General features: G+C 35.9%; 20 protein-coding genes. 6 read left to right on the forward strand and 14 right to left on the reverse strand.

The window, feature by feature from the left end:
- Positions 1 to 650 (forward strand): DsbA family protein (locus tag IV36_RS03455; protein ID WP_235810229.1); only part of this gene is annotated, 650 nt, incomplete at its 5' end.
- 155 nt (positions 651 to 805) lie between these two features.
- Here IV36_RS03455 and pepF read toward each other — a convergent pair.
- The 5 genes from pepF to IV36_RS03480 all read right to left on the reverse strand — a co-directional run bounded on the left by pepF (position 806) and on the right by IV36_RS03480 (position 6331).
- A complete protein-coding gene (gene pepF / locus IV36_RS03460) occupies positions 806 to 2617 on the reverse strand; it encodes an oligoendopeptidase F (RefSeq protein ID WP_056990806.1) in 1812 nt (603 codons plus the stop codon).
- Positions 2618 to 2710: 93 nt separating this feature from the next.
- A complete protein-coding gene (locus tag IV36_RS03465; protein WP_056990807.1) occupies positions 2711 to 3718 on the reverse strand; it encodes a competence protein CoiA in 1008 nt (335 codons plus the stop codon).
- A 58-nt stretch (positions 3719 to 3776) separates the two neighbouring features.
- Positions 3777 to 4586, reverse strand: coding sequence for an adaptor protein MecA (locus IV36_RS03470; protein ID WP_056990808.1), 810 nt, complete (start codon positions 4584 to 4586; stop codon positions 3777 to 3779).
- Positions 4587 to 4827: 241 nt separating this feature from the next.
- Positions 4828 to 5226: a Spx/MgsR family RNA polymerase-binding regulatory protein gene (locus tag IV36_RS03475; RefSeq protein WP_056990809.1), complete on the reverse strand. Its 399-nt coding sequence runs from the start codon at positions 5224 to 5226 to the stop codon at positions 4828 to 4830.
- 364 nt (positions 5227 to 5590) lie between these two features.
- A complete protein-coding gene (locus IV36_RS03480; RefSeq protein WP_056990810.1) occupies positions 5591 to 6331 on the reverse strand; it encodes an MBL fold metallo-hydrolase in 741 nt (246 codons plus the stop codon).
- A gap of 63 nt (positions 6332 to 6394) precedes the next feature.
- Between IV36_RS03480 and IV36_RS03485 the strand changes: the two genes are divergently transcribed.
- The gene (locus tag IV36_RS03485; protein ID WP_056990811.1) at positions 6395 to 6856 is read left to right on the forward strand and encodes a hypothetical protein; all 462 of its coding nucleotides are present in this window, start codon (positions 6395 to 6397) and stop codon (positions 6854 to 6856) included.
- 48 nt (positions 6857 to 6904) lie between these two features.
- Positions 6905 to 7462 carry a M15 family metallopeptidase gene (locus tag IV36_RS03490; RefSeq protein ID WP_056990812.1) on the forward strand — a complete coding sequence of 186 codons (558 nt, stop codon included), beginning with the start codon at positions 6905 to 6907 and terminating at the stop codon, positions 7460 to 7462.
- Between the two features lie 272 nt (positions 7463 to 7734).
- On the opposite strand, the gene nrdG is transcribed toward IV36_RS03490, so the two are convergent.
- The 5 genes from nrdG to IV36_RS03515 all read right to left on the reverse strand — a co-directional run bounded on the left by nrdG (position 7735) and on the right by IV36_RS03515 (position 12983).
- Positions 7735 to 8325: an anaerobic ribonucleoside-triphosphate reductase activating protein gene (nrdG, locus tag IV36_RS03495; RefSeq protein WP_056990813.1), complete on the reverse strand. Its 591-nt coding sequence runs from the start codon at positions 8323 to 8325 to the stop codon at positions 7735 to 7737.
- A complete protein-coding gene (gene nrdD, locus IV36_RS03500; RefSeq protein WP_420864915.1) occupies positions 8318 to 10477 on the reverse strand; it encodes an anaerobic ribonucleoside-triphosphate reductase in 2160 nt (719 codons plus the stop codon). Before nrdD ends, nrdG begins: the two co-directional genes overlap by 8 nt.
- Before the next feature lie 336 nt (positions 10478 to 10813).
- Positions 10814 to 11281, reverse strand: coding sequence for a tRNA (adenosine(37)-N6)-threonylcarbamoyltransferase complex ATPase subunit type 1 TsaE (gene tsaE, locus IV36_RS03505; protein WP_056990815.1), 468 nt, complete (start codon positions 11279 to 11281; stop codon positions 10814 to 10816).
- Positions 11282 to 11306: 25 nt separating this feature from the next.
- Positions 11307 to 12281, reverse strand: a complete 975-nt coding sequence (gene pta, locus IV36_RS03510) for a phosphate acetyltransferase (protein ID WP_056990816.1) — start codon at positions 12279 to 12281, stop codon at positions 11307 to 11309.
- A gap of 18 nt (positions 12282 to 12299) precedes the next feature.
- A complete protein-coding gene (locus IV36_RS03515) occupies positions 12300 to 12983 on the reverse strand; it encodes a uracil-DNA glycosylase (RefSeq protein ID WP_056990817.1) in 684 nt (227 codons plus the stop codon).
- A gap of 166 nt (positions 12984 to 13149) precedes the next feature.
- Here IV36_RS03515 and IV36_RS03520 point away from each other — a divergent pair, with 166 nt between their 5' ends.
- From IV36_RS03520 to IV36_RS03530, 3 genes are read left to right on the forward strand one after another with little or no spacing between them, the layout of a single operon-like run.
- A complete protein-coding gene (locus IV36_RS03520) occupies positions 13150 to 14016 on the forward strand; it encodes a Cof-type HAD-IIB family hydrolase (protein WP_056990818.1) in 867 nt (288 codons plus the stop codon).
- A gap of 33 nt (positions 14017 to 14049) precedes the next feature.
- On the forward strand, positions 14050 to 14550 hold the full coding sequence (locus IV36_RS03525) for an LURP-one-related/scramblase family protein (protein ID WP_235810230.1): 501 nt from the start codon (positions 14050 to 14052) through the stop codon (positions 14548 to 14550).
- Positions 14551 to 14583: 33 nt separating this feature from the next.
- Positions 14584 to 15156: a GNAT family N-acetyltransferase gene (locus tag IV36_RS03530; RefSeq protein WP_056990820.1), complete on the forward strand. Its 573-nt coding sequence runs from the start codon at positions 14584 to 14586 to the stop codon at positions 15154 to 15156.
- Positions 15157 to 15310: 154 nt separating this feature from the next.
- Here the strand turns inward: IV36_RS03530 and IV36_RS03535 are convergent, their stop codons facing one another.
- The 4 genes from IV36_RS03535 to rnr all read right to left on the reverse strand — a co-directional run bounded on the left by IV36_RS03535 (position 15311) and on the right by rnr (position 21418).
- Complete coding sequence (locus IV36_RS03535; RefSeq protein ID WP_056990821.1) at positions 15311 to 16477, reverse strand: 2-isopropylmalate synthase; 1167 nt, start codon at positions 16475 to 16477, stop codon at positions 15311 to 15313.
- Positions 16478 to 16946: 469 nt separating this feature from the next.
- Complete coding sequence (locus tag IV36_RS03540) at positions 16947 to 18092, reverse strand: 3D domain-containing protein (protein ID WP_056990822.1); 1146 nt, start codon at positions 18090 to 18092, stop codon at positions 16947 to 16949.
- Positions 18093 to 18579: 487 nt separating this feature from the next.
- Positions 18580 to 19047: an SsrA-binding protein SmpB gene (gene smpB / locus IV36_RS03545; protein WP_003688097.1), complete on the reverse strand. Its 468-nt coding sequence runs from the start codon at positions 19045 to 19047 to the stop codon at positions 18580 to 18582.
- A gap of 25 nt (positions 19048 to 19072) precedes the next feature.
- Complete coding sequence (gene rnr / locus IV36_RS03550; RefSeq protein ID WP_056990823.1) at positions 19073 to 21418, reverse strand: ribonuclease R; 2346 nt, start codon at positions 21416 to 21418, stop codon at positions 19073 to 19075.
- Positions 21419 to 21459: the final 41 nt, after the last annotated feature.

Raw genomic sequence — 21459 nt, forward strand, 5'->3', positions numbered from 1 at the left:
TATATGGGGGAAAAATTGTGTTAGAAATGTATTTATTTATCAATCCGGTTGGAAGAAAGTCCTATCAATCAGAAAAAAACATTATAAAACTTGTAAAAAATCTTGATATTGATATTCGATTCAGGTTTATCCCATTCTTAAATCTTAATACAGTTACCAATGTATTAAGTGAGCATAATTTACCTTTAAATAATCTCGATATAAGAAACAAAATCTTTAACGATATCTATCAAGCTTCTCTTGACTACAAAGCTGCCCTTTTTCAGGGTAAGAAACATGGGCGCAGTTTTCTTTTGAATCTTCAGGATGAAGTTTTTAACGGTGACAAGAAGTACTCGAACGAGGTCGTCCATAACATTATCAGTTCTATCGGAATTGACTGCGAGATGTTCGAGAATGATCGCCATTCTAAATTTACGATTGAATCATTCAAGCGGGATCAACAAATGGCTGCGGAGATGAACGTCACCACCCATTCAACGATGGTACTGTACAATCTTGCCAACATTGACTTTGGTGTTTCACTGACGGATTGCTCTTCTTACGATATGCTTGAGAAGTTATGCCTTGGTAAGCTGAACGATGAAATCATGCTATGCAAAAATAGTAAGGTTCATAAAAATTCAATTACCTCGCTTCACACAATTTAGAAATTATAGTACATTTAGGTAATATTTTACATGTAGCAAAGAAGGAGCAAGTCGAAATATATGACTTGCTCCTTCTTTGCTTTAATTAATATCTTTCAAATCAACATATTAATTCAATCATTCTTGTACTCAAACTTTTATACTAGCCAGTAATTCTAATTCTGTAATTTTGCCAGAACATCTTCAAGTTCTCCCAAACGTTGCTCAAAAACCACAAAAGCATCATCTAAATAATTAGATTTTGTCATATCAACGCCCGCTTGTTTAACAATATCAATCGGTAGAGCAGAGCTACCTGATTTTAAGAATTCAAGATAGCTTGCAGGCCCTTCTTTTGCAATCTTGCTTGCTAAGGCACTTGCTGCTGCAAATCCTGTAGCGTACTGATATACATAAAAATTGTAATAGAAATGAGGAATTCTCGACCACTCCAAGGCAATTTCTGGATCATTAGTGATCGCAGGCCCATAGTAATGCTCGTTTAAATTGGCATATTTATTATTGAGTTCTTGTGAAGTTAACGGTAACCCAGCCTTATCCTGATCATGAAGCCATCTCTCAAATTCTGCAAATTGCGTTTGACGATACACCGTTCCCTTGAATCCATCTAAGTAGTGATTCAATACATAAGCTTTAAATTGCAAGTCATCACTATTGTCTAGTAAGTATTGTGTCAAAATATTCTCATTAGTTGTTGATGCGATCTCAGCGACAAAAATTGAGTAGTCACTGTAGTGATATGGTTGATTATGATTGCTCAAATATGAATGCATACTGTGACCCATCTCATGTACCAATGTGAAAAGGCTCTCTAGGTTATCCTGCCAATTAAGTAAAATATACGGTGGCGTATCAAACATTCCAGATGAGTACGCCCCGCTGCGCTTACCAGTATTTTCAAGTACATCTATCCAACGACTTGCAAATGCTTTTTTAACAGTCTGAACATAATCTTCCCCAAATATGCCTAGTGCATCCAGTGCTATTTTTTTTGAATTTTCATAATTATATTTTTCCTCAGGTAATTTTGTAATTGGTGCATATAAATCGTACATATGTACCGAATCCAATTTTAATATCTCTTTTCGCACTTCTACATAACGATGCAACAAATCTAGATGATTATTCACTCGTTCAACTAATGTGTCATAAACGGCAACAGGAATGTTATTAGTACTTAATGCAGCCGAAACTGCATCTGGATAATTTCTGACACTTGCTTGAAAATTATGCGTATGTACATGCGCCGCAAGAGAAGTTGCAAATGTATTTTCAAATTGTCTATATGTCTTGTACAACCCTTGAAATGCTTCTTTTCTAACTTTACGATTTCCAGACTCCAATAATTTTCCATACAATCCATGCGACAACTCAACCTTGTTTCCCTTTTCATCTGTTACAGTCGGAAATTTGAGATCGGCATTATTCAATATTCCAAAAATATTTTCTGGTGTCGAAAAAATATCAGATGCTCCTGCAAGAAGCTTCTCTTCTTTTTCTGATAGTAAATGATCTTTCTTTGCCATGATTTCGCTTATATACTGCTTGTATCCTGTCAATTCTTGATCATTATCGTAATACTCATTCAATTTTTCCTCGCCTAACGCCAATAGTTCTGGTTCAAACCATGAAAAAGCCGCAGCGACTTTAGCATATAGTTGCTGTACTTGCGAAAACAAACCTTGATTTTTTTTATTATTCGTATCTTGATCACTCAGCATGCTCGCATACACGTATACCTTAACTGTCTTTCTTTCCACTGTAAAATAAGTCTTTAATGCTTCTTTAAGAGCCAAGCTCCCATCTTTGAGAGTATTTTTAAGTTTATCTGCTCCCTTGATTTCTTCTTGTATCTCTTTAATATCTTCAGTTAGTTCATTTTCGTTTTGGTATACCTTTGTTAGATCCCACTTTAATTCCTCAGGTACTTCACTTCTACTTTTTAATTTAGAAATCTCTTTTGACATGTTATAGCCCTCCCCAGCAACACTTCTCTATTTTATTAATGAAATCATAGTTGGAGCCAGAATGCAATATTATTAAAAAAACAAGATTAATAGTTAACTTCCTTGCTTATCAACAAACGAATTCATTTCTCTTACTTGTAAATCAGCTATCCTATTTACATTTAATAATGGCGTTTCGAACAGATACTTTTGATGCTCCAAAATTATTTTCCAATATAAATCTCTTTCACTAGTATTATTTAATTTTTTCAGATATATAAAATCGGTCTTCCAATATAGTTCCTTAACGGCATAGATTGGCGGTGAATATCTGCCAGCAAATAATAAAGGCTTAAGAGTTTCAAGGCTTTGCTTCCGCAAGTAGCATCTAATCTGCAAACTCCTAAAATTTCCTTGGCTTCGCAGAATGTCTTTTTCAAAAAAATTAGCTTGGATTATACGTTCATTTTGAGAAATTTTACAAAATTCAAAATTATTGTTGCTAGTTAGAAATTCTTTAAGTGCAGTTACAGTACTAAAATCAACTATTTTATATTTCAATGGCAGATAGTCTGTTTGCTGAATATTATAAAACACTCTAAATATTTTTTTATTTGTTAGATAATAAATCAGGTAGTATCCCTGTGACCTATTCCATTTGAGAAATTTTGCAATTTGCTGCGTCATTTTCTTTTTCAAAAGATACTGTTGTCCTAATATCCACAAAAACTTGAATCCTGCCTTCTTATATCCCTTGCTGCGTGCTCTCATCTTTGAAACCGACACTGGTGCACATTGAAACTCGATTATACCCTTCTGGAAATTCTTTTGAATCACAATGTCAGGTCGTTGTCTAAGTTCAGGAAAATAACTTTCTATCTCTGTACCATATCCATCCCTCTCAAAAAGTTTTGCAAGTGCCATCTTTCCTTGTAAATGTTCAACTGTTTCACCTTCAGAGAAACTGTGACACGCTTTTTTTTGATGAGCAAAATGATTTCTTTTTAGCGTGCCATTTCTTATAAGGAGTTTCGAGTGACAAAAAGGGCAATAATAGTTGTCCCCGTTGATTGCATCGCTAGCCCATATCAATCTCCCATCATCATCTAATGCTTTTAACAAAAAAACACCCCTAGTAGTTAAATACGCACTAACTACCAAGAGTCTTCATTGCTAAAAATTATTTAAAATAGTATCTTGCTAACTCGAAAGCAGAAGATGAAAGTATGCACTTCCCACGCTCCTCTAAAATATCGTGGGATAAGCTGACACGCTTACCATATTCAACAGCCAGAGACAAAATATCCTTAATGTGACTGTCACCCGTTTGATCTACAAAGAAAATTAAGTCTAAATAATATTTATTGTCCAGTAAATACAGGCTAGATGCTAAGCTTTCACTTTTCAAAAGTTTTGCTAAGCTGACAAAATCTTCAAAGTCACTAAATTCAATTACATAATGCTTACGTTCAATACTTTTATCATTCAAATATTCAGAAACTCCATCTCCATCATTTCCCAAATATTTCTGTCCGCTATCTTTATTTCTGTTTTTGATTAACTCATCGTGAATCATCTCAGTTATATCTTTGCCTTCACTTCCATCTGGTTCTAAAAAGGTGAAACGCACATCATCTGAAAATTTTCTTGATTTCTTGTCATCATTTTTTGAGTCTTTCTCGTCTTCATCATCTTTTGAATCATCCGAATTATCTTGGTCATCATCGTACTCATAGTCTTCTATATCTTTTGGATTTACCTTACTGATAAATAACTCAAGTCCATTCCTATTTGGCAATAATTGGAATGTCACAGCATCATTTTCACGGAACTCATTATCGATGTCAACTTCATCTAAAATACTATAGAAGAAACTCTCTATTTCTTTGCGATTGCCAAGTAAATCAAGCACGGTAATTCCACGTTCGGTCAAATCGTCAGTTTCAAGTAGCACCCTAATAGTGTTGTCATTGATTTTCTCCATCTCCATCGAGATCACCCACCTTTCCGATATTACCCTCTCGCTTAATGATAACTAAAAAAACAGAATTGTAAAGCACTTTATGCTAAAAAACAAGACTAGTGGGATAAAAATTTACATAGAAATCTCGATTTATAGCTACAATCATAAAATACATGAATCATACATGTCTTAAGTGTACAAAAGGACCTTAGCGAAAGCAATCATCTTGCGCTGAGATCCTTAAAAAATTAAATAACTTTATTGAATTTTAAAATCCTGCAAGTTCCTGTGCTTTTCTTAACTCTAAAGCACGAACTTCGCGAAGCAAAAATCTGCGAATTTCGTCTTCGTTGTAACCAACTTGCAGACGTTTCTCATCAAGAATAATCGGACGTCTCAAAAGCCCAGGATTCTCTTGAACCAAAGAAAATAATTGTTTCAGCGGAATTTCATCCAAATCAATATTTAACTTTTGGTAAGCCTTCGAACGTTTTGAAATAATCTCTTCTGTCCCATTCTCAGTCATTTGTAAAATTTGTTTAATTTCATTAATATTCAATGGTTCAGAAAAAATGTTTCGTTCTTTAAAGGGAATGTCATGCTTCCTTAACCATGTACGTGCCTTTCGACAAGAAGTACAACTAGGTGATGTATATAAAGTAACCATATTCTTTCGCTCCTTTACATGAAAACAGCTTACAAATTAATATCGTTCACAACATTATTATAACACTTGTATCAAAAAATTAATACCTTATTTTAAAAAAGATTTTATTTCACTCTTCTCACAAGCAATATTACCGATGTAGTTGCCTTATCATCAACATTAATAACAGATACTAACAACCCCTACTCATAAGTGTAATGATTACTAGTAGTTAAAAGTTATGATAACAATAAATTATTTTGTAAAAAGTAATAGGAGATACGACAATTTGCGCTCTGTTGAGCCTTTTTAGTAAATCAAACAAAATCTTCTCTTAATATTGATTAAAAAAATTTAATAAAAACGATTAGTTTTTGAATCTTTTTTAAACAATAATTTTTAGGCCAACATATGCAGAGAAAACTTCAACTTGCTTACCTACAACCTTCTCGGCTTCTTTCACTAGTTGATTGGCCGAAATTTTCTGTGGCAAATGTGAGAGCATTAATTTCTTTGAACCTGATTTTAAAGCAAGATTTGCTGATTCTGAAGACGTCATATGCCACTTCTCTCCCTTTTTAGCAGCACTGAAATTTGTATCAGTAATTAATAAATCAGAATCATGTGCAAACGGAATCATTTCAGGGATTTCTGCTGTATCAGCTGTATACGTAAGGACTTCTTTTGTTGCAGTATCTTCGATTCTAACAGCATATGCAGTAACTGGATGCTTAGTTTTTAGAAAAGTTATTCTCAAAGACTTTAAAACCAGTTCCTTAGCAGGATCGTATGCAACTCCAACTGTTGCATCCGGCCAAGTAAGACTGGCAAAATGTTCTTGATCTTCAGCATGTCCATAAATCGGCAATACCTTCCCACCAATCTCCTGATTATTAAGTTGCCAATAATATTGTAAAACCCCAACATCCGCGATATGATCGTTGTGATAATGTGAGAGCAATACTCCATCAAGTTCTAGAGGATTAAGATGCTGCTCCAGACTCAATAACGCCCCACTGCCGCAATCTAAAAGTAAGTTATAATCATTTGTCTGGATCAAGTAGCTGCTTGTCCCTTTACCCGCATAAGGATAACCACCATACATCCCTAAAACCGTGACTTTCATTACTAATCACCCTTTCTTTGCTTAATTATAACATATATATTTTACTTACAAGGAGGTTCCATGATGCAAAAACTTCATTTAACTTTTGGTTCATCATATATAATTGAGGGTATAAAAGCACAAAATAAGACAAAGAAATTTCTTCAGTTTTCCGATAAAAATGATCCTCATCAATATGCACTAATAACAATTGACAGTGAAAAAAAATTCTTTAGATCCAACCTCAATTACTCTATTTTGAATGGTAATTTTGATATAATCAAAGAAGCACCTTATTTCTTTAATCACTTTTCCTTAGATGAGAAGCAGCAAAAGATGTACTTGGCTTCTTTTCAACATATTCCCGATGGTTCCCTTTCATTTCTATTTTGTCAATCACTTGAACATGATTTTGATTTCTTAGTCATCTCTTGTTGGGCGAATACTGCTCAATACAAGAATTGGCTGGCACATCACAATTTCATTACAACTTCCAATAATTCTTCCGATAATTCGTATTCTAGAAAAATGTACATTAACTCATAGCTAACCTCTATTTTTTATGATCATTAATTATAAAGGAAGGGATATTAAATGAACCCAGCTAAGCAAGGATTTACAAATATTCAAAAAATAGACTCGGATATTATAGTTGATTTAAAATATGCAACAACCGATAATTTCACTCACCAAATAGTCTATAATTTCACAACTGCGATTGCTCGTACTGGAACTGCGCAGAAATTGGCCGTTGCAAGTGGCTTGGTCAAAAAGAAAGGATTCTTTTTAAAAGTTTGGGATGCTTATCGCCCCGTTAGTGCTCAAAAAAAATTATTTGAAGTTTATCCTGATCCACATTTTGTAGCCGAACCTAATCCAAATTTTAGCCACCAAAAAGGTGTGACCTTCGACCTAACATTGGTCGATGCAGACAAAAATGATATCAAGATGCAAAGTGGCTTTGACGATTTTTCCACGCGTGCCCATCGTAATTTTAAACGAACTGCTGAAGAAGAAGAGAACTATCAAATTTTGAATAACGCAATGCTAGAAGCCGGTTTTGTAGGATACCCTGAAGAATGGTGGGACTATCGTGATTCTGAAATGGATAGTTACCAACCATTGACAGCTGACCCAAATGATTATTCCTAAATTCAGTAAATAATTTATATACTAGCCGACACTCACACATTAAGCGTTAATTACTAATTTTTATTATTTGTGGCTACAAAATTAGACTATAAGAGACTAGGTCAAGGTTTAATCTGGCCTAGTCTCTTCACTTATTCCAAATAAATGTACTCCAATAAGTTAAGACTTTTCGTCTAGTTTCAGTTATTCACAACAAAAAAGCGAAGCATATTCTTGATTTCGAATCAATATCCGAAACCTCAAAACTGCATCACTTTCTTGAATCAAAAATATTACCGTAATAATTTGTCCCATAAAACTATCTTGTTACTTTTCAAGCTTTTTTGTACATCAATTATTCGCTGATTAGAACTACCTCTAAATTGTAGCGTTAAATCCTTTTTTGCAAGTACAAAACGTCCATCAACCAGTATATCAATTAATGACAATAACTCTAGCTTGTCTTCCGATTCTTTCATTAATTCATCCCAAGTATAACCTGTCCATGACCAGACGTCTTTTGTGTTACCGTACTCCTTACGAAGTCTCTTGACTAACTTCAAACAAACCTGTGTATTTAAAAAAGGTTCTCCACCTAGTAAGGTCAATCCTTGACAATATTCTGCGCCAATATCATCCATGATCAAATCTTCTAATTCTTGAGTATATCGTGTTCCATAATGGAAATTTTGAGCTACCTTATTGTAGCAGCCAGGACATGCAAATTTACAGCCACTGACATATATACTGCAACGAACACCTTCACCATCAACAAAATTAAAGGCTTTATAATCAGCAATGAACTCCTGACTTAAGTCACTTGCCAACCATTCTTTTGGTTTGGGGTCTTTAGGTCTACGTTCTTTCCTTATTCTGTCAGCCATTATATCCCGTCCCATCAAAAAGATTTTTCTCACGTGATGCAATCTCTGCGTGTCTACCGTGAACCATCGGGCGCTGCAATGGGTTTCCCAAATACCCACATGTTCTTTTTACACAATCGCATGTCTTAGGGTCATGATTACCACAATCTGGGCATTCAAACCCCCTAGCGGTAGGTTTAAATTCGCCTTCAAAACCACATTTGAAACAATGATCAATCGGAGTATTCGTACCTAAATAACCGACTTTATCATATGCCCAATCCCAAACGGACTCCAACGCTTTGGGATTTTGTCTTAAATTAGGATATTCACAATAATGGATGAAACCACCAGAAGCATACTTTGGATAGTCTTCTTCAAACGTTAACTTCTCAAAAGGAGATGGGTGTTTCCTCACATCGTAATGAAAACTATTTGTATAGTACTCCTTGTCTGTAATGTCCTTGATTTTGCCAAATCTTTTTGTATCAAGCACACAAAAGCGGTCAGTCAGCGACTCACTTGGAGTTGAATAGACACTGAAATGATAATCGTACTCATCCGACCATGCCACACAATTCTTCTTTAATTGCCGTACAATTTCAACCGTAAAATCATGTGCTTCTTTGTTACCTTCCCAATCGGGCCCATAGAATGCTGTACCCACTTCATATAGGCCTATATATCCCAGAGAAATCGTTGCTCGTCTCTTTTTAAAGAGTGTTGAAACATCGTCCCCTGGCTTAAGTCTCTTTCCGAACGCACCATATTGATACAGTATAGGTGCATTTTCTGGAATTGCCTGTTCCACTCTCTTTGCCTTAAACACAAGAGCTTCCTTACAAATTCCCATTTTCTCATTAAAAATCTGCCAAAACAGTTTCTTATCACCACGAGCTTCGATTGCAATTCTCGGAAGGTTGACTGTTACAACTCCTAAATTCATTCTCCCGGAGTTAACTTCTTTCCCATTTTCATCTTTCCAGCCTTGTAAGAAACTGCGACACCCCATTGGAACCTTAAAACTGCCAGTCAATTCCCTTATTTTGTCATACATTAAAATATCAGGATACATTCTCTTAGTAGCACATTCAACGGCTAATTCTTTAATATCATAGTTGGGATCTCCAGGTTTTAAATTTAAATCTTTTTTCAACGTAAAGACAAGTTTAGGAAAAATTGCAGTTCTCTTTTCTCTACCTAATCCTTTTATTCTAATTTGCAAGATTGATTTTTGAATCTCACGTTCAATCCAAGATGTACCCAGACCAAAGCCTAATGTCGTAAAAGGTGTTTGCCCCTGTGATGAGAATAATGTATTTATCTCATATTCAAGACCCTGCATTGCATCATAAATATCTTTTTTTGTCTTTTTCTTTGCAAACTCATGCAGTTTATCGTCGTCATCAATATAATCCTTAGCATCAACTAGATGTTTTTCAAAATTTTTCTTAGCAAATGGTGCCAATAATTCATCAACCCTATCAGCTGAACAGCCACCGTATTGGCTTGAAGCAACATTAGCGATAATTTGAGCCATTTGAGCCGTTGCTGTTTGAATTGAATGTGGGCTCTCCACCTCAGCATTTCCAATCTTAAAACCATTTGTAAGCATTTCTTTAAAATCAATCAAACAACAGTTAGTCATTGGGCTCCATGGTGTATAATCCAAGTCGTGGTAGTGAATGTCTCCGCGTAAATGTGCTTTAGCAATATGCATCGGCATCATTTTTAGGCCTAGTGTCTTACCAACTGCGCCAGCAGTCAGATCTCTTTGGGTATTGAAGACGTTACTATCCTTATTAGCATTTTCATGAACTAACGCTGGATCTTTAACTTGCAGCCTCTCTAGCCTACTAGCAGGATTAGTCTGTTCTTCCCAATATTCCTCATTTTCTTTGTACACTTTTATGTAGGCTAGTGCCTTGGACTGATAGCCTTCTTTATTGAGCACACCAATTACCGCACGATGAACCTCATGTGCGTCAACTTCAGCCACATTTCCAATCAATTTTAGAATTTTTTTAATTAATGTTCTCTTCTGTTTTTGCAGACCCATCTCATCAAAAACTATTCCAAGTTTGTAGGAAGCAAAATTCATTTTGCTACCATCACGCTTAATAAAATATGTTGGACTTTTCACGTTCTTTTTTTCTTCTACATCTACAGTCACGATTTTGCCTCCCTATGATTAACTTAATATATATATTGTATGCTCATAGGTTATATAATACAACTTATAGTGTTATGAAAATGAACGTACACTATATATTGTTTTTTAACTTTGTGATATTTATTACTTTATGAAAACGCGCTACTAGAACAATAAAGAAGAGGCTTTTAAACATCTTAAATATTTAAATTCAATAGGAGGCTAACCACACAAGATCTGTTATGGTTCAGCCTCCTACTCTACACAATGTTAATAATATGTTTTTGTTTAGATTTCTCTATTTATAAGTATCTACAAACTTTCCAATTTGAAAAATCCATAGAGACGCATCAACTCTTAATTGACTAATTCAGCAAATTTGCTAAGCAATCGTTCATAGTGTTGACCACATGCCATCAACTCTATTTTCCGCCAATCCTCATGTTCATCATTCTTCACCAGATTAATTACCAAATGATCCGTCGGAATATCCTCAATTACAAATTTTGACCATTCAAGCACACTCACGCCAGCCTGATTAAAATATTCTTCAAGTCCCAAGTCTCCAGCCCCAATTCCTTCAAGACGATATAAGTCCATATGAAATAAGGGTAAACGGCCATCATGATACTCTTTGACCAAATTAAAAGTCGGGCTTTTTACATTCTTAGTGATTCCCAAACCAACAGCTAATCCCTTTGTAAAAGTTGTTTTGCCAGCTCCTAAATCACCATTTAACAAAATAATGTCCCCCGGCATCAAAACTCTGCTCAAGAGCTGCGCATATTTAATTGTCTCTTCCGCATTTCTAACACTAAGTTCCATGAGAATCAATCCTCTATTATTCTTCCTATAAAGTTGCCTGTAGCGCCGTGATAATTGCCACCTTGTATACATCATCTTCATTAGCACCACGTGATAAATCAGATATTGGTTTGTTCAACCCCTGTAAGATCGGTCCGACTGCTTCAAAGCCGCCTAATCTCTGTGCTATCTTGTATCCAATATTCCCTGATTGTAACTCTGGAAATACAAACACATTTGCTTTACCTGCAACTTCAGAGTCTGGTGCCTTTTTTGCCGCAACAGATTCTAAAAATGCTGCATCAAATTGCAACTCTCCATCAATCTGCTCACCAGGTGCCAACTCTTTTGCCAATGCGGTCGCTTTTGCCACCTTGGTTACCTCATCAGATTTAGCTGAACCCTTTGTTGAAAAGCTTAGCATAGCAACTTTAGGATCAATGTCAAAAAGTCTTGCCGTTTGCACGCTTTCAACCGCAATTTCCGCTAGCTCTTGTTCATTTGGATTAATATTGATAGCACAATCGGCAAACAAATATTTCTCGCTCCCTCTTGTCATTACAAAAGCACCACTTGTTCTTGTGGTTCCAGGTTTAGTCTTAATAATCTGTAAGGCTGGTCTGACCGTATCACCAGTTGGATGAACAGCACCTGAAACAAGTCCATCGGCCACTCCCATGTAAACAAGCATCGTTCCAAAGTAATTAACATCTTTCAGCATTTTTCTCGCTTGTTCTGGTGTGTTTTTTCCTTTTCTTCTGTCAACGAAGGCTGAAACCATTTCTTCAAATTTGTCGTTTGAGTAAGAAGTTAGATCTATTACAGACATTTTCTTTGGCAACTTGTCGGTACCTGCTAGTTTCTTCACTTCATCTTCGTTACCAAGAACCACACTGCTGATTAAGCCGTCATCAGCTAATCTCACTGCAGCTCTAACAATTCTTACATCATTTCCTTCAGGAAAAACTATTTTTTTATTCTTACCCTTGATCTTCTCAACTAAACTTTCAAATAATTCCATAATTAACCCTCCACTTTACTAATTTATTTTTTCTGGTAATTGCCAATCAATCGGTTCCTCTCCCATAGCAATGAGTGCCGTGTTTGTCTTGGAGAACGGTCTTGATCCGAAGAATCCCCTGTGTGCGGAAAAAGGGCTCGGGTGTGCTGAAGTTAAAATAACATTCTTCTTTTGATCAATTAATTGAATCTTATCCTGTGCCGCTTTCCCCCAGAGTATAAAAACAACAGGTTGTTTCCTTTCTGATAAACTTTGGATTGCCTTATCAGTCAATAATTCCCATCCCTTGCCTTGATGAGAAAATGCTTGCCCATCTCTCACAGTCAAGACCGTATTCAACAATAACACTCCTTGTTTTGCCCATTTCTCAAGATAACCATGATTAACCGGTTTAATTCCCAAATCACTCTCAAGTTCTTTATAAATATTTTGGAGAGATGGTGGAACCTTAACTCCTGGTAAAACTGAGAAACTGCAGCCATGTGCCTGATGGGGTCCATGATATGGATCTTGCCCCAATATACAGACTTTGACTTTAGAAAATGGAGTCCATTCAAATGCTTGGAAAATATGATACATATCTGGATGAATTTCTTGATTTGCATACTCCTTCTTTAAAAAACTATGTAAATTCTGATAATAATCTTTTTCAAATTCAGGTCCTAAAACTTCTTGCCAGTCATTATTAATAAGCGTTTTCATTTGCGACACCTCGCATTCATTTTATCATATTTGATCTTAAAAATAATAACTTTACTTGGTTTTTTATTGATTATATTTTTTAAAAAACTAACTCACTAAAAAAAAAACATTATTCATGGTAAAATGATTATAAAATCGAATTGAATTTATTAATGGGGGAAAAAGTATGATACAAATTATTGCTTCCGATATGGATGGGACTTTACTGAATGATCGTATGGTCATTTCGAAAAGAAATGCCGATGCAATCAAAGCTGCACAAAAAGCCGGTGTCCAATTTGTTGTTTCTTCAGGACGCGGGTATACAGAAATCAAACCCTTAATTGAAGAAGCAGGCATTACCTGTCCAATGATTACACTGAATGGCGCCCAAGTATTTGACGAAAAAGGCAATCTTCTGAGCTCTGCTGCAATTAACGATACCCTTGCAAGTAACGTTTTATATTTGTTGAAGAAAAAAGGGTTATATTTTGAAATCGTTACATCAGCAGGTATTTACTCAGACAGCAAAACAAATCGTATCGAAAACTTTGCTGAATTATTAACAAAAGTCAGTCCAGAGACACCGTACAAATTAGCGGTTTCTATGGCTGCTGCTCGCTTTGAGCTAATGAATATTAATTACACTGATGATTATTTGAAAATTATTGAAGACCCATCATTAAAGGTTTATAAATTTGTTACATTCAGCAATGAAGGACCTAAAAAACTAGATCCAATCAGAGAAGAATTAAAACAATTTGCTTCTCTTGTTGTTACTTCATCCTCAAGTTCTAATATTGAAATCAATCATGTCAATGCACAAAAAGGGGCAGCTCTTCAGGCATTTGCAGATTTGATGAATGTTCCTATGGATAATGTGATGGCTATTGGTGACAATAATAACGATATGTCGATGCTAAAAGTTGCAGGTGTTAGTTATGCGATGGGTAATGCAATCACTGAAGTAAAACAGACTGCTAAACGCTTGACAAAAAACAATACCGAAGATGGCGTTGGGATAGCTATCGAAGAAGTCTTGAAGGAAAAATGATTGTACTTGCCTAAACTCAAAGGAGGTTTTGAATTGCGTAACTTGTATGCCCACAGACATCGCCTTAGCACTCAAGGTGCAACTAAAATCGTGGATGAAAATTCAAAAGCAATCTACCTTGTTGTTGGCAATTGGGGCAGGCATCAGGATGTTTTATCAGTATATGCAATCTCTGGTGAGTTATTGGCACAAATCAAACAACGGGGTTTCGGAATTTTCCCCAAGTTTGACCTTTTTCTCAATGACAAAAAAGTTGGATCCCTTCGACGAATTAACTTTGGCAATAAAGATCTAATTCTTATAAAGGGACTGAATTGGGTTGTAACTGGTAATATCATTAAGTTTGTTTATAAGATTTATCATAAACAAACTTTGATAATGTCATTGCAAGAAGTCATGTTACCTTCAGGTAAATTCCTAGAGTTAGCAATCAATAATGAAGCCAATGAACCTCTCTGCCTGTCTATTGTTGCAATTTTAGATTATTTTGCCAGTTCATCTCAAAAAAAGCGACGGTCTCATTATCAATTCTAAGTCAAATATGATTAAATTCTAAAGGAGAAAAATTTGTTAATTAGAAAAGCGACAAAAAAGGATTCTGGTGCAATTGTTTCCTTATTCAATATTATCATTGATGAAATGGACTTGGATGTAATCAAGTCATTAGATCGCTCTAAGCTAGACATTGTGTTTCAAAAATCATTTGAAACACAAGAATTTCTAACAGACTGGGCTCAAACGACAGTTGCAGTTGAAAATGATAAAGTAGTGGGATTTCTATATGGATACTCTTTTGAAAATGAAAAAAGAATCAATAAGTTAATGCACTCTTTCTTAAAAGATGCCGGTTTATCTCCTTCGATTGTAATTTTTTCTGATCCTGAAGCGTTCCCAAATGAATGGTACTTAAATTCAATTGCTGTTGATCCAGAGTATCAAGGACACGGAATTGGGAGTAAATTATTGGAAACAGCAACCATTGTGGCTGCAAAGCAAAATAAGAACAAACTTGGCTTGAATGTTGATTGGGAAAATCCGCGTGCAGAAGCTTTGTATTATAGTTATGGTTTTAGAAATGTTGGTCTAATAATATTGGGGGACCATAATTACAATCATCTCCAGAAAAATGTAAAAAAATAATTTATAATTAGTGAACTAAATTTTACATGTGCTATAGTATGGAACACATCCATCCAGAAGTGGCTAGGTCAACTTTTAACTTTTGACCTAGCCCCTTTGATTTCTAAATTTTACCTATATCTTCATTTCTTAGCTTGCTACTATTGAAATGCCCTCAGTTTTTGTTTGAAACCACTTGGATTTCATCCATCATTTGAACTAAGTCTTCATCAGAAACAATTGGTTGATTATCAGCAATTGATTTAAATTTAGCAAAGATATCTTTTGTAATATCCTTATCTATCTTATATCCCAGCTCTTCTAACTTAACAATTACAGCATGGGAACCAGACAATTTTCCCAGTGGTATTGATGAGTGAGCAACCCCCACACTTTGTGGAGTTAAAATTTCGTATGTCGCATGATTCTTCAAAAAACCATCTTGGTGAATTCCAGACTCATGTGAAAAAGCATTCGTTCCTGTGATAGGTTTATTATTAGGAATTTGCATTTTTGATTTTTGACTGACCATTTTAGCAGTTTCAAAAGTCTTATCTAAGCAAATATTTGTTTTTACTTGATAAAAGTCCTTCCGAACCATCAGTGTAGCAGCGACTTCTTCAAGTGCAGTATTTCCAGCACGTTCACCTATTCCATTGATTGTTCCTTCAACCCTAGTCGCACCATGACGAATCGCTGCCAATGCGTTGGCCGTAGCCATTCCCAAATCATTATGGCAGTGCACAGAAAATGTTACCTCATCAAATTCAGGAATATTGTCCTTTAAATAATCAAATAACTCACCAATTTCTTCTGGATTCGTATAACCAGTGGTATCGGGAATATTGATTACATCGGCTCCTGCAAAGATTGCTGTGCGAATTGCTTTAACCAAAAAGTCCCATTCAGTTCTGGTAGCATCTTCCGGAGAAAATTCAACGTGTTCAAATTCTTGATGAGCGTAACTAACGCAGTCATGAATTGTTTTAATCACTTCCTCCTTAGTCATATGTAACTTTGCTTCACGATGAATTGGACTTGTAGCAATAAATACATGAATCTGGCCATTGGGAGTATCACCTAAAGCTTCAATCACAGCATCAATATCCTTGCTTACACAGCGTGCAAGCCCCGTTACTTTACAACCAGCTATTTCTTGACCAATTTTTCTGACAGACTTGAAATCATTTTTGGATGCCACGGGAAATCCCGCCTCAATAACATCTACACCCCATTTGACCAATTGCTTAGCTATGTTTATCTTATCCTCAATCGAGAAATTAACACCAATTGTCTGCTCACCATCGCGTAATGTTGTATCAAAAAATTGTATTCTTTCCATTTTTATACCCTCCTAGTTTGTAATAAAAAACTTGTAATAAAAAACGCCCCATTCATTAAGAATGGGACGTTCATCTACCGCTCAAGCCCCATTCTAACCACAAATAGGACTCGACATATTGTCAGAGTCCTCCATCATAGTAGTAGGGCGAATTCAATTACGTAATTATTCGATTGAATGCTCATACAAAGGACTCCTTTCATTTATTAAACACATAGTAAACCATTTTAATTAAAAGGTCAACAACTAATTTTATTTAATTAAAACAACTCTTTTACTATGTTTTTCAAATTATTCTCACCTGTTTGACTTTTGTTAAAGCAAAGAACAGCCTATAGCATACGTTTATTCAGAAACAACCAGAGGGACTTAAGCAAGGATTAACCTTTGCTTAAGTCCCTCAAATCAAATTATATTTTTCTGTCACATTTGTTTAATAAAAACAAAAACTTTAATCTATTTACTAATATTAATCCAATATCTTAACTGTAACTGTTCTTCTTCCCCAACTCTGGGCCTGAGCAACCGTTGAAAAATGCACATCGATAATGTTTCCTTTAATCGCACCACCTGTATCTCCGGCTACCGTAACACCATATCCAGAAACCCAAACAATACTTCCCAATGGAATAACACTAGGATCCACAGCTATGCAACTTGGGTGTTGACTTAAATTAACTCCCGTTGCACTATAAGAACTCAAACCGCTCTGGGCTGTTGAATAACCTGTTGATTGCATAACAAGCGTTTTCGAACTGCTGCTTGTTGTCGTCGCAGTCACATTAGTAGCGGTAGTCGTCGAACTAGCAGCACTCGCGGTCGAAGCACTAGACGCTGTTGAACTCGAATTGGAAGATACTGTTGCCACAGAACTTGATGCAGCGGCCTGTGAGCTAGAACTGCTGCTTGCTTGTGCAGACTGCTGTGAACTCGCACTAGCTTTTGCAGCCAATGCTTCTTTTGCAGCACTCTCCTTCGCCCACGAAACCTTGTTAGCCAGAGTTGCTACCGTAGCTTGATTATTCTTGACCAACTGTTTCAAAGAATTCAGTGAAGCATTCATCTGATCCTTCTTCAGTGCCAAATCCTTTGCCTGTGTGTCAAGACTTGCCTGATACGTTAACAATTGCTTGCGATCATTCGCAATTGTGTTAACACTCTGCTTGACAGCATCTAAGCTATCGTTATAAACGGACTGCAAACGAGTTAATGCTATAACGTTACCTAACCACTGAGATAGGTTACTAGAATCTTCCAAAACTTGAAGAGTATCATTTGTCCCTTCTCTTAACTGAAGTTCTCTCAATCTAGCCTTCGCATCCGCAATACGCTTTTGCTTCTCTGCTTTTGCTGCTGCAAGCTTTTGCTTAACTAATGAAATATTAGCAGAAGTGTCCTTCTTTTTTTTATTTAGCTGCTGGATTTCTTGATACACCTGATTAACAGCAGTAATCTTTTTGGACAACCGATCATTATTTGTATCTAATTTTTTTTGAGCAACACTCTGCTGTCCTTGCAAATCATTGACAGTATCAGCAGAGACCCCACTTGCCATGGTAGTCATTACAAGCGCTATTAGTAATATGTACTTCGTGACGACCCCAATTATTTTCATAAGAATTAACCCCTTTACCAATGAACATTATACGCAATCAGCTAATTTCATTGGTTGCAAGTATCTTACAAAATATTACTTATTTGTTTCATTATTACTTATTTCTTAAGAATTGTAATAAAAAAGTACACTACACGCATGATCTCATACAGTACAAGAATAAAATCAGTACTATTTTTGCAAAAATTTTGCAAAAAGAAGAGTAAGGTCCAAAACAATAAAATTCATTTCTTATACTAAATTATTACTCATCAACATATTTATTCAAGATCAACAAAAGGACCAGATCAAAATTTAACTTTTGATCCGGCCCCTTGATCTCTGATTATCTGATCAACTTGTTCACAAATAACGCATATCAATATAAAAATTTGTTTTTTCCCCTAGTCATATGTCAAACAGCCTGCACAACTGAAGACCTGCAGTATCCATCTGACCATTATTACTCAAAAAGAGCAACCACAATTGAGATCCCTAATTATTTGTTTTAACCATAATTCTTCAAAGTTCGTTGGATCTGCCGCTCTTGATCCTTACGCTTAATAGACTCTCTCTTATCATAGTCTTTCTTCCCTTTGCCTACACCCAACAAAACTTTTGCAAATCCACTTTTAATATAAACCTTTAAGGGAACTAAAGTTATCCCCTTATCCGAAGTCATTTTACCCAGATCAGCAATCTGCTTTTTGTGGAGTAATAGTTTGCGATTCCTAAGCGGGTCATGATTAAACTGATTTCCCTGTTCATATGGAGAAATATGAACATTCATCAACCAAACCTCTCCATTATGAACTTGTGCAAATCCATCTTTAAGATTTATCCGTCGTGCACGAACTGATTTGATTTCTGTTCCAGTCAAAACAATTCCAGCCTCAACCGTATCAATTATTGCATAATCATGGCTTGCCTTTTTATTTTGAGCCAGTGGAGGATTCTCATGTCTTTTCTTTACCATTACGAACACCCCCTAAACTTAGTTATCAGTGTCTCTTTCTTAATTTGTCCTTAAAAGGATGATATCCGTGTTGCTTTTCCCTGCTTTTTGAGTGCCCTTTTCTATTGTCGTACTTGTGATTTCCTTGATACTTTCTATCGCCATTGCCTCTTCTGGAATCGTTACCACCGGCTTTGACCAATAAATCTGTCTTAGGAGCATCCTCTGGATTCAAAAGTGTAAAGTCAATCTCTTTTTGATCAACATTGACATTGACTAACTTAACTCTTATTGGTTGCCCAATTCGATAGGTTCTCTTGGTATGACGACCAACTAAAACCATATGCTTATCCAAATACTCATAGTAATCATCTTTCATCTCACTAATATGGATAAGTCCTTCAACTGTATTAGGCAAACCGACAAACATCCCAAATTTTGTTACAGAACTAACAACTGCATCAAATTCTTCACCCACATGATCAGCCATATATTCAGCCTTCTTCATCGCATCTGTATCACGCTCTGCATCAATTGCTCGACGTTCCATCTGTGAACTATGAAGAGCTATTTCAGGAATTTCTTGCTTATACTTTTCCTTCGTTTCATCATTAATTCCATTTTGTTCATAAAAACGAATTAAACGATGAACCAAAAGATCAGGATATCTTCTGATTGGAGACGTAAAATGTGTATAATCATCCGCTCCAAGGCCAAAGTGCCCCAAAGGTTGATCAGAATATTTTGCTTGCTGCATCGACCGTAACAACATTGTCGAAACCATTGCTTCTTCAGGTTTACCTGCAACTTTTTTCAAAATTGTCTGTAACATCTTAGGCTTTACATCATTGCTGCTGCCAGATGCCTCGATCCCTAAACTCGATAATGCTTCAAAAAACGACAGCATCTTCTCTGCTTTTGGAGTTTCATGAATACGATAAATAAATGGAACTCGTAAATGATTAAAGTGTTCAGCAACCGTCTCATTTGCGGCAAGCATAAATGATTCGACTATTCTTTCACTAGTACCACGTTCACGAAGTTGGATGTCAATTGGATGACCCTTTTCATCGACAATAATCTTTGCCTCTGTGTCTTCAAATTCAATTGCACCGCGTCTTTTTCTCATCTTGAGCAAAATTTTATGAAGTTCATTCATTGTTTCAAACATTGGAACAAGCTTTTCATAACGTGCCATCGTCTTTTCGTCATGTGATTCAAGAATCTTATTAATTGCAACGTAAGTCATTCTTTCTGTTGTTTTAATAACACTCGGAAAAATCTTATGATTTAGCACATTGCCTTCAGAATCGATCTCCATTTCACAACTCATTGCTAAGCGCTCCACTTTGGGATTCAAAGAACAAATTCCATTTGATAACTTATGAGGAAGCATTGGAATTACACGATCAGTTAAGTAAACTGAAGTTCCTCTTTTAAGGGCTTCATCATTCAGTGCCGTGCCTACTCTCACATAATGAGAGACATCTGCAATATGTACACCTAGGTGATAATTGCCGTTATCCATTTTCCATGCAGTAACTGCATCGTCAAGATCTTTTGATTCAATACTATCAATTGTAACCAGATCTTGGTCAGTTAAATCTACTCTTCCCTTGCGCTCTTCGTCAGTTACGTGATCAGGAATCTGTTCAACCTCAGCCATAACTTCATCAGGAAATTGAGTTGGAATGTCATGTTGATAAACAATTTGTAAAATATCGATTCCTGGATCATTAACGTTTCCGATTACCTTTACAGCAATTCCTTTAAGAATTCCTGGAAGATGTGCATCTGGATAAGCAGTAATATCTGCCAAAATCACTTCTCCAGGAACTGGATTCAATCCCTTATTTTCAACCAAAAAAGTATAATGCGATAATTTACGGTCTTTCAGCTTAACTGTTCCAATAATTCCCTCAGGATATTCTTCCGTATCGTCTGTCACAAACTCACCGACTACCTGCTCGATGGCATGCTTAACAATACCGACCACTTTACCCTCGGGGCCTCTGCCTGTCCTTTCATCGGCCTTTCTAAGCATAATAACTTCAACTTCATCGCCATTCAATGCAGCCATTGTTTGTGTTGGGTTGATAAAAAAGTCAGGAGTATCAACATCTACAGTTACAAAGCCGAAGCCACGATCATTAGCATGAAAAACTCCAACAAATTTTGGAAGGGAATCATCCTTTGCAATCGTAAATGCCCCATTTTGATTAAGTGTAACTTCCTTGTCGTGTTCTAGTTGTGCCAATGCTTGCACGACAAACTTAAACTGAACAGCTGTTGTCATAGCAATAGCTTCAGCCAATTCTTGAACTTGAAAATCACGATCTGGTGATTCTCTTAATTTTCTTAGTATCTTTTCCTTAATAATATTATTTTCCATTAATTTCCTCGTTTACTTACTTGATTATCCATTAAGAGCCG

The organism is Liquorilactobacillus mali, assembly GCF_001437155.1.
In the GTDB taxonomy this organism is placed as follows: Bacteria; Bacillota; Bacilli; order Lactobacillales; family Lactobacillaceae; genus Liquorilactobacillus; species Liquorilactobacillus mali_A.

Excerpts from the sequence above, each read along its gene's own strand:
- pepF (WP_056990806.1), bottom strand. The coding sequence starts at position 2,617 with ATGTCAAAAGAGATTTCTAAATTAAAAAGTAGAAGTGAAGTACCTGAG.
- IV36_RS03520 (WP_056990818.1), top strand. The coding sequence starts at position 13,150 with ATGATACAAATTATTGCTTCCGATATGGATGGGACTTTACTGAATGAT.
- pta (WP_056990816.1), bottom strand. The coding sequence starts at position 12,281 with ATGGAATTATTTGAAAGTTTAGTTGAGAAGATCAAGGGTAAGAATAAA.
- rnr (WP_056990823.1), bottom strand. The coding sequence starts at position 21,418 with ATGGAAAATAATATTATTAAGGAAAAGATACTAAGAAAATTAAGAGAA.
- IV36_RS03475 (WP_056990809.1), bottom strand. The coding sequence starts at position 5,226 with ATGGTTACTTTATATACATCACCTAGTTGTACTTCTTGTCGAAAGGCA.
- IV36_RS03535 (WP_056990821.1), bottom strand. The coding sequence starts at position 16,477 with ATGGAAAGAATACAATTTTTTGATACAACATTACGCGATGGTGAGCAG.
- IV36_RS03490 (WP_056990812.1), top strand. The coding sequence starts at position 6,905 with ATGAACCCAGCTAAGCAAGGATTTACAAATATTCAAAAAATAGACTCG.
- nrdG (WP_056990813.1), bottom strand. The coding sequence starts at position 8,325 with ATGGCTGACAGAATAAGGAAAGAACGTAGACCTAAAGACCCCAAACCA.
- tsaE (WP_056990815.1), bottom strand. The coding sequence starts at position 11,281 with ATGGAACTTAGTGTTAGAAATGCGGAAGAGACAATTAAATATGCGCAG.
- IV36_RS03515 (WP_056990817.1), bottom strand. The coding sequence starts at position 12,983 with ATGAAAACGCTTATTAATAATGACTGGCAAGAAGTTTTAGGACCTGAA.
- IV36_RS03540 (WP_056990822.1), bottom strand. The coding sequence starts at position 18,092 with ATGAAAATAATTGGGGTCGTCACGAAGTACATATTACTAATAGCGCTT.
- IV36_RS03480 (WP_056990810.1), bottom strand. The coding sequence starts at position 6,331 with ATGAAAGTCACGGTTTTAGGGATGTATGGTGGTTATCCTTATGCGGGT.
- smpB (WP_003688097.1), bottom strand. The coding sequence starts at position 19,047 with ATGGTAAAGAAAAGACATGAGAATCCTCCACTGGCTCAAAATAAAAAG.
- IV36_RS03485 (WP_056990811.1), top strand. The coding sequence starts at position 6,395 with ATGCAAAAACTTCATTTAACTTTTGGTTCATCATATATAATTGAGGGT.
- IV36_RS03470 (WP_056990808.1), bottom strand. The coding sequence starts at position 4,586 with ATGGAGATGGAGAAAATCAATGACAACACTATTAGGGTGCTACTTGAA.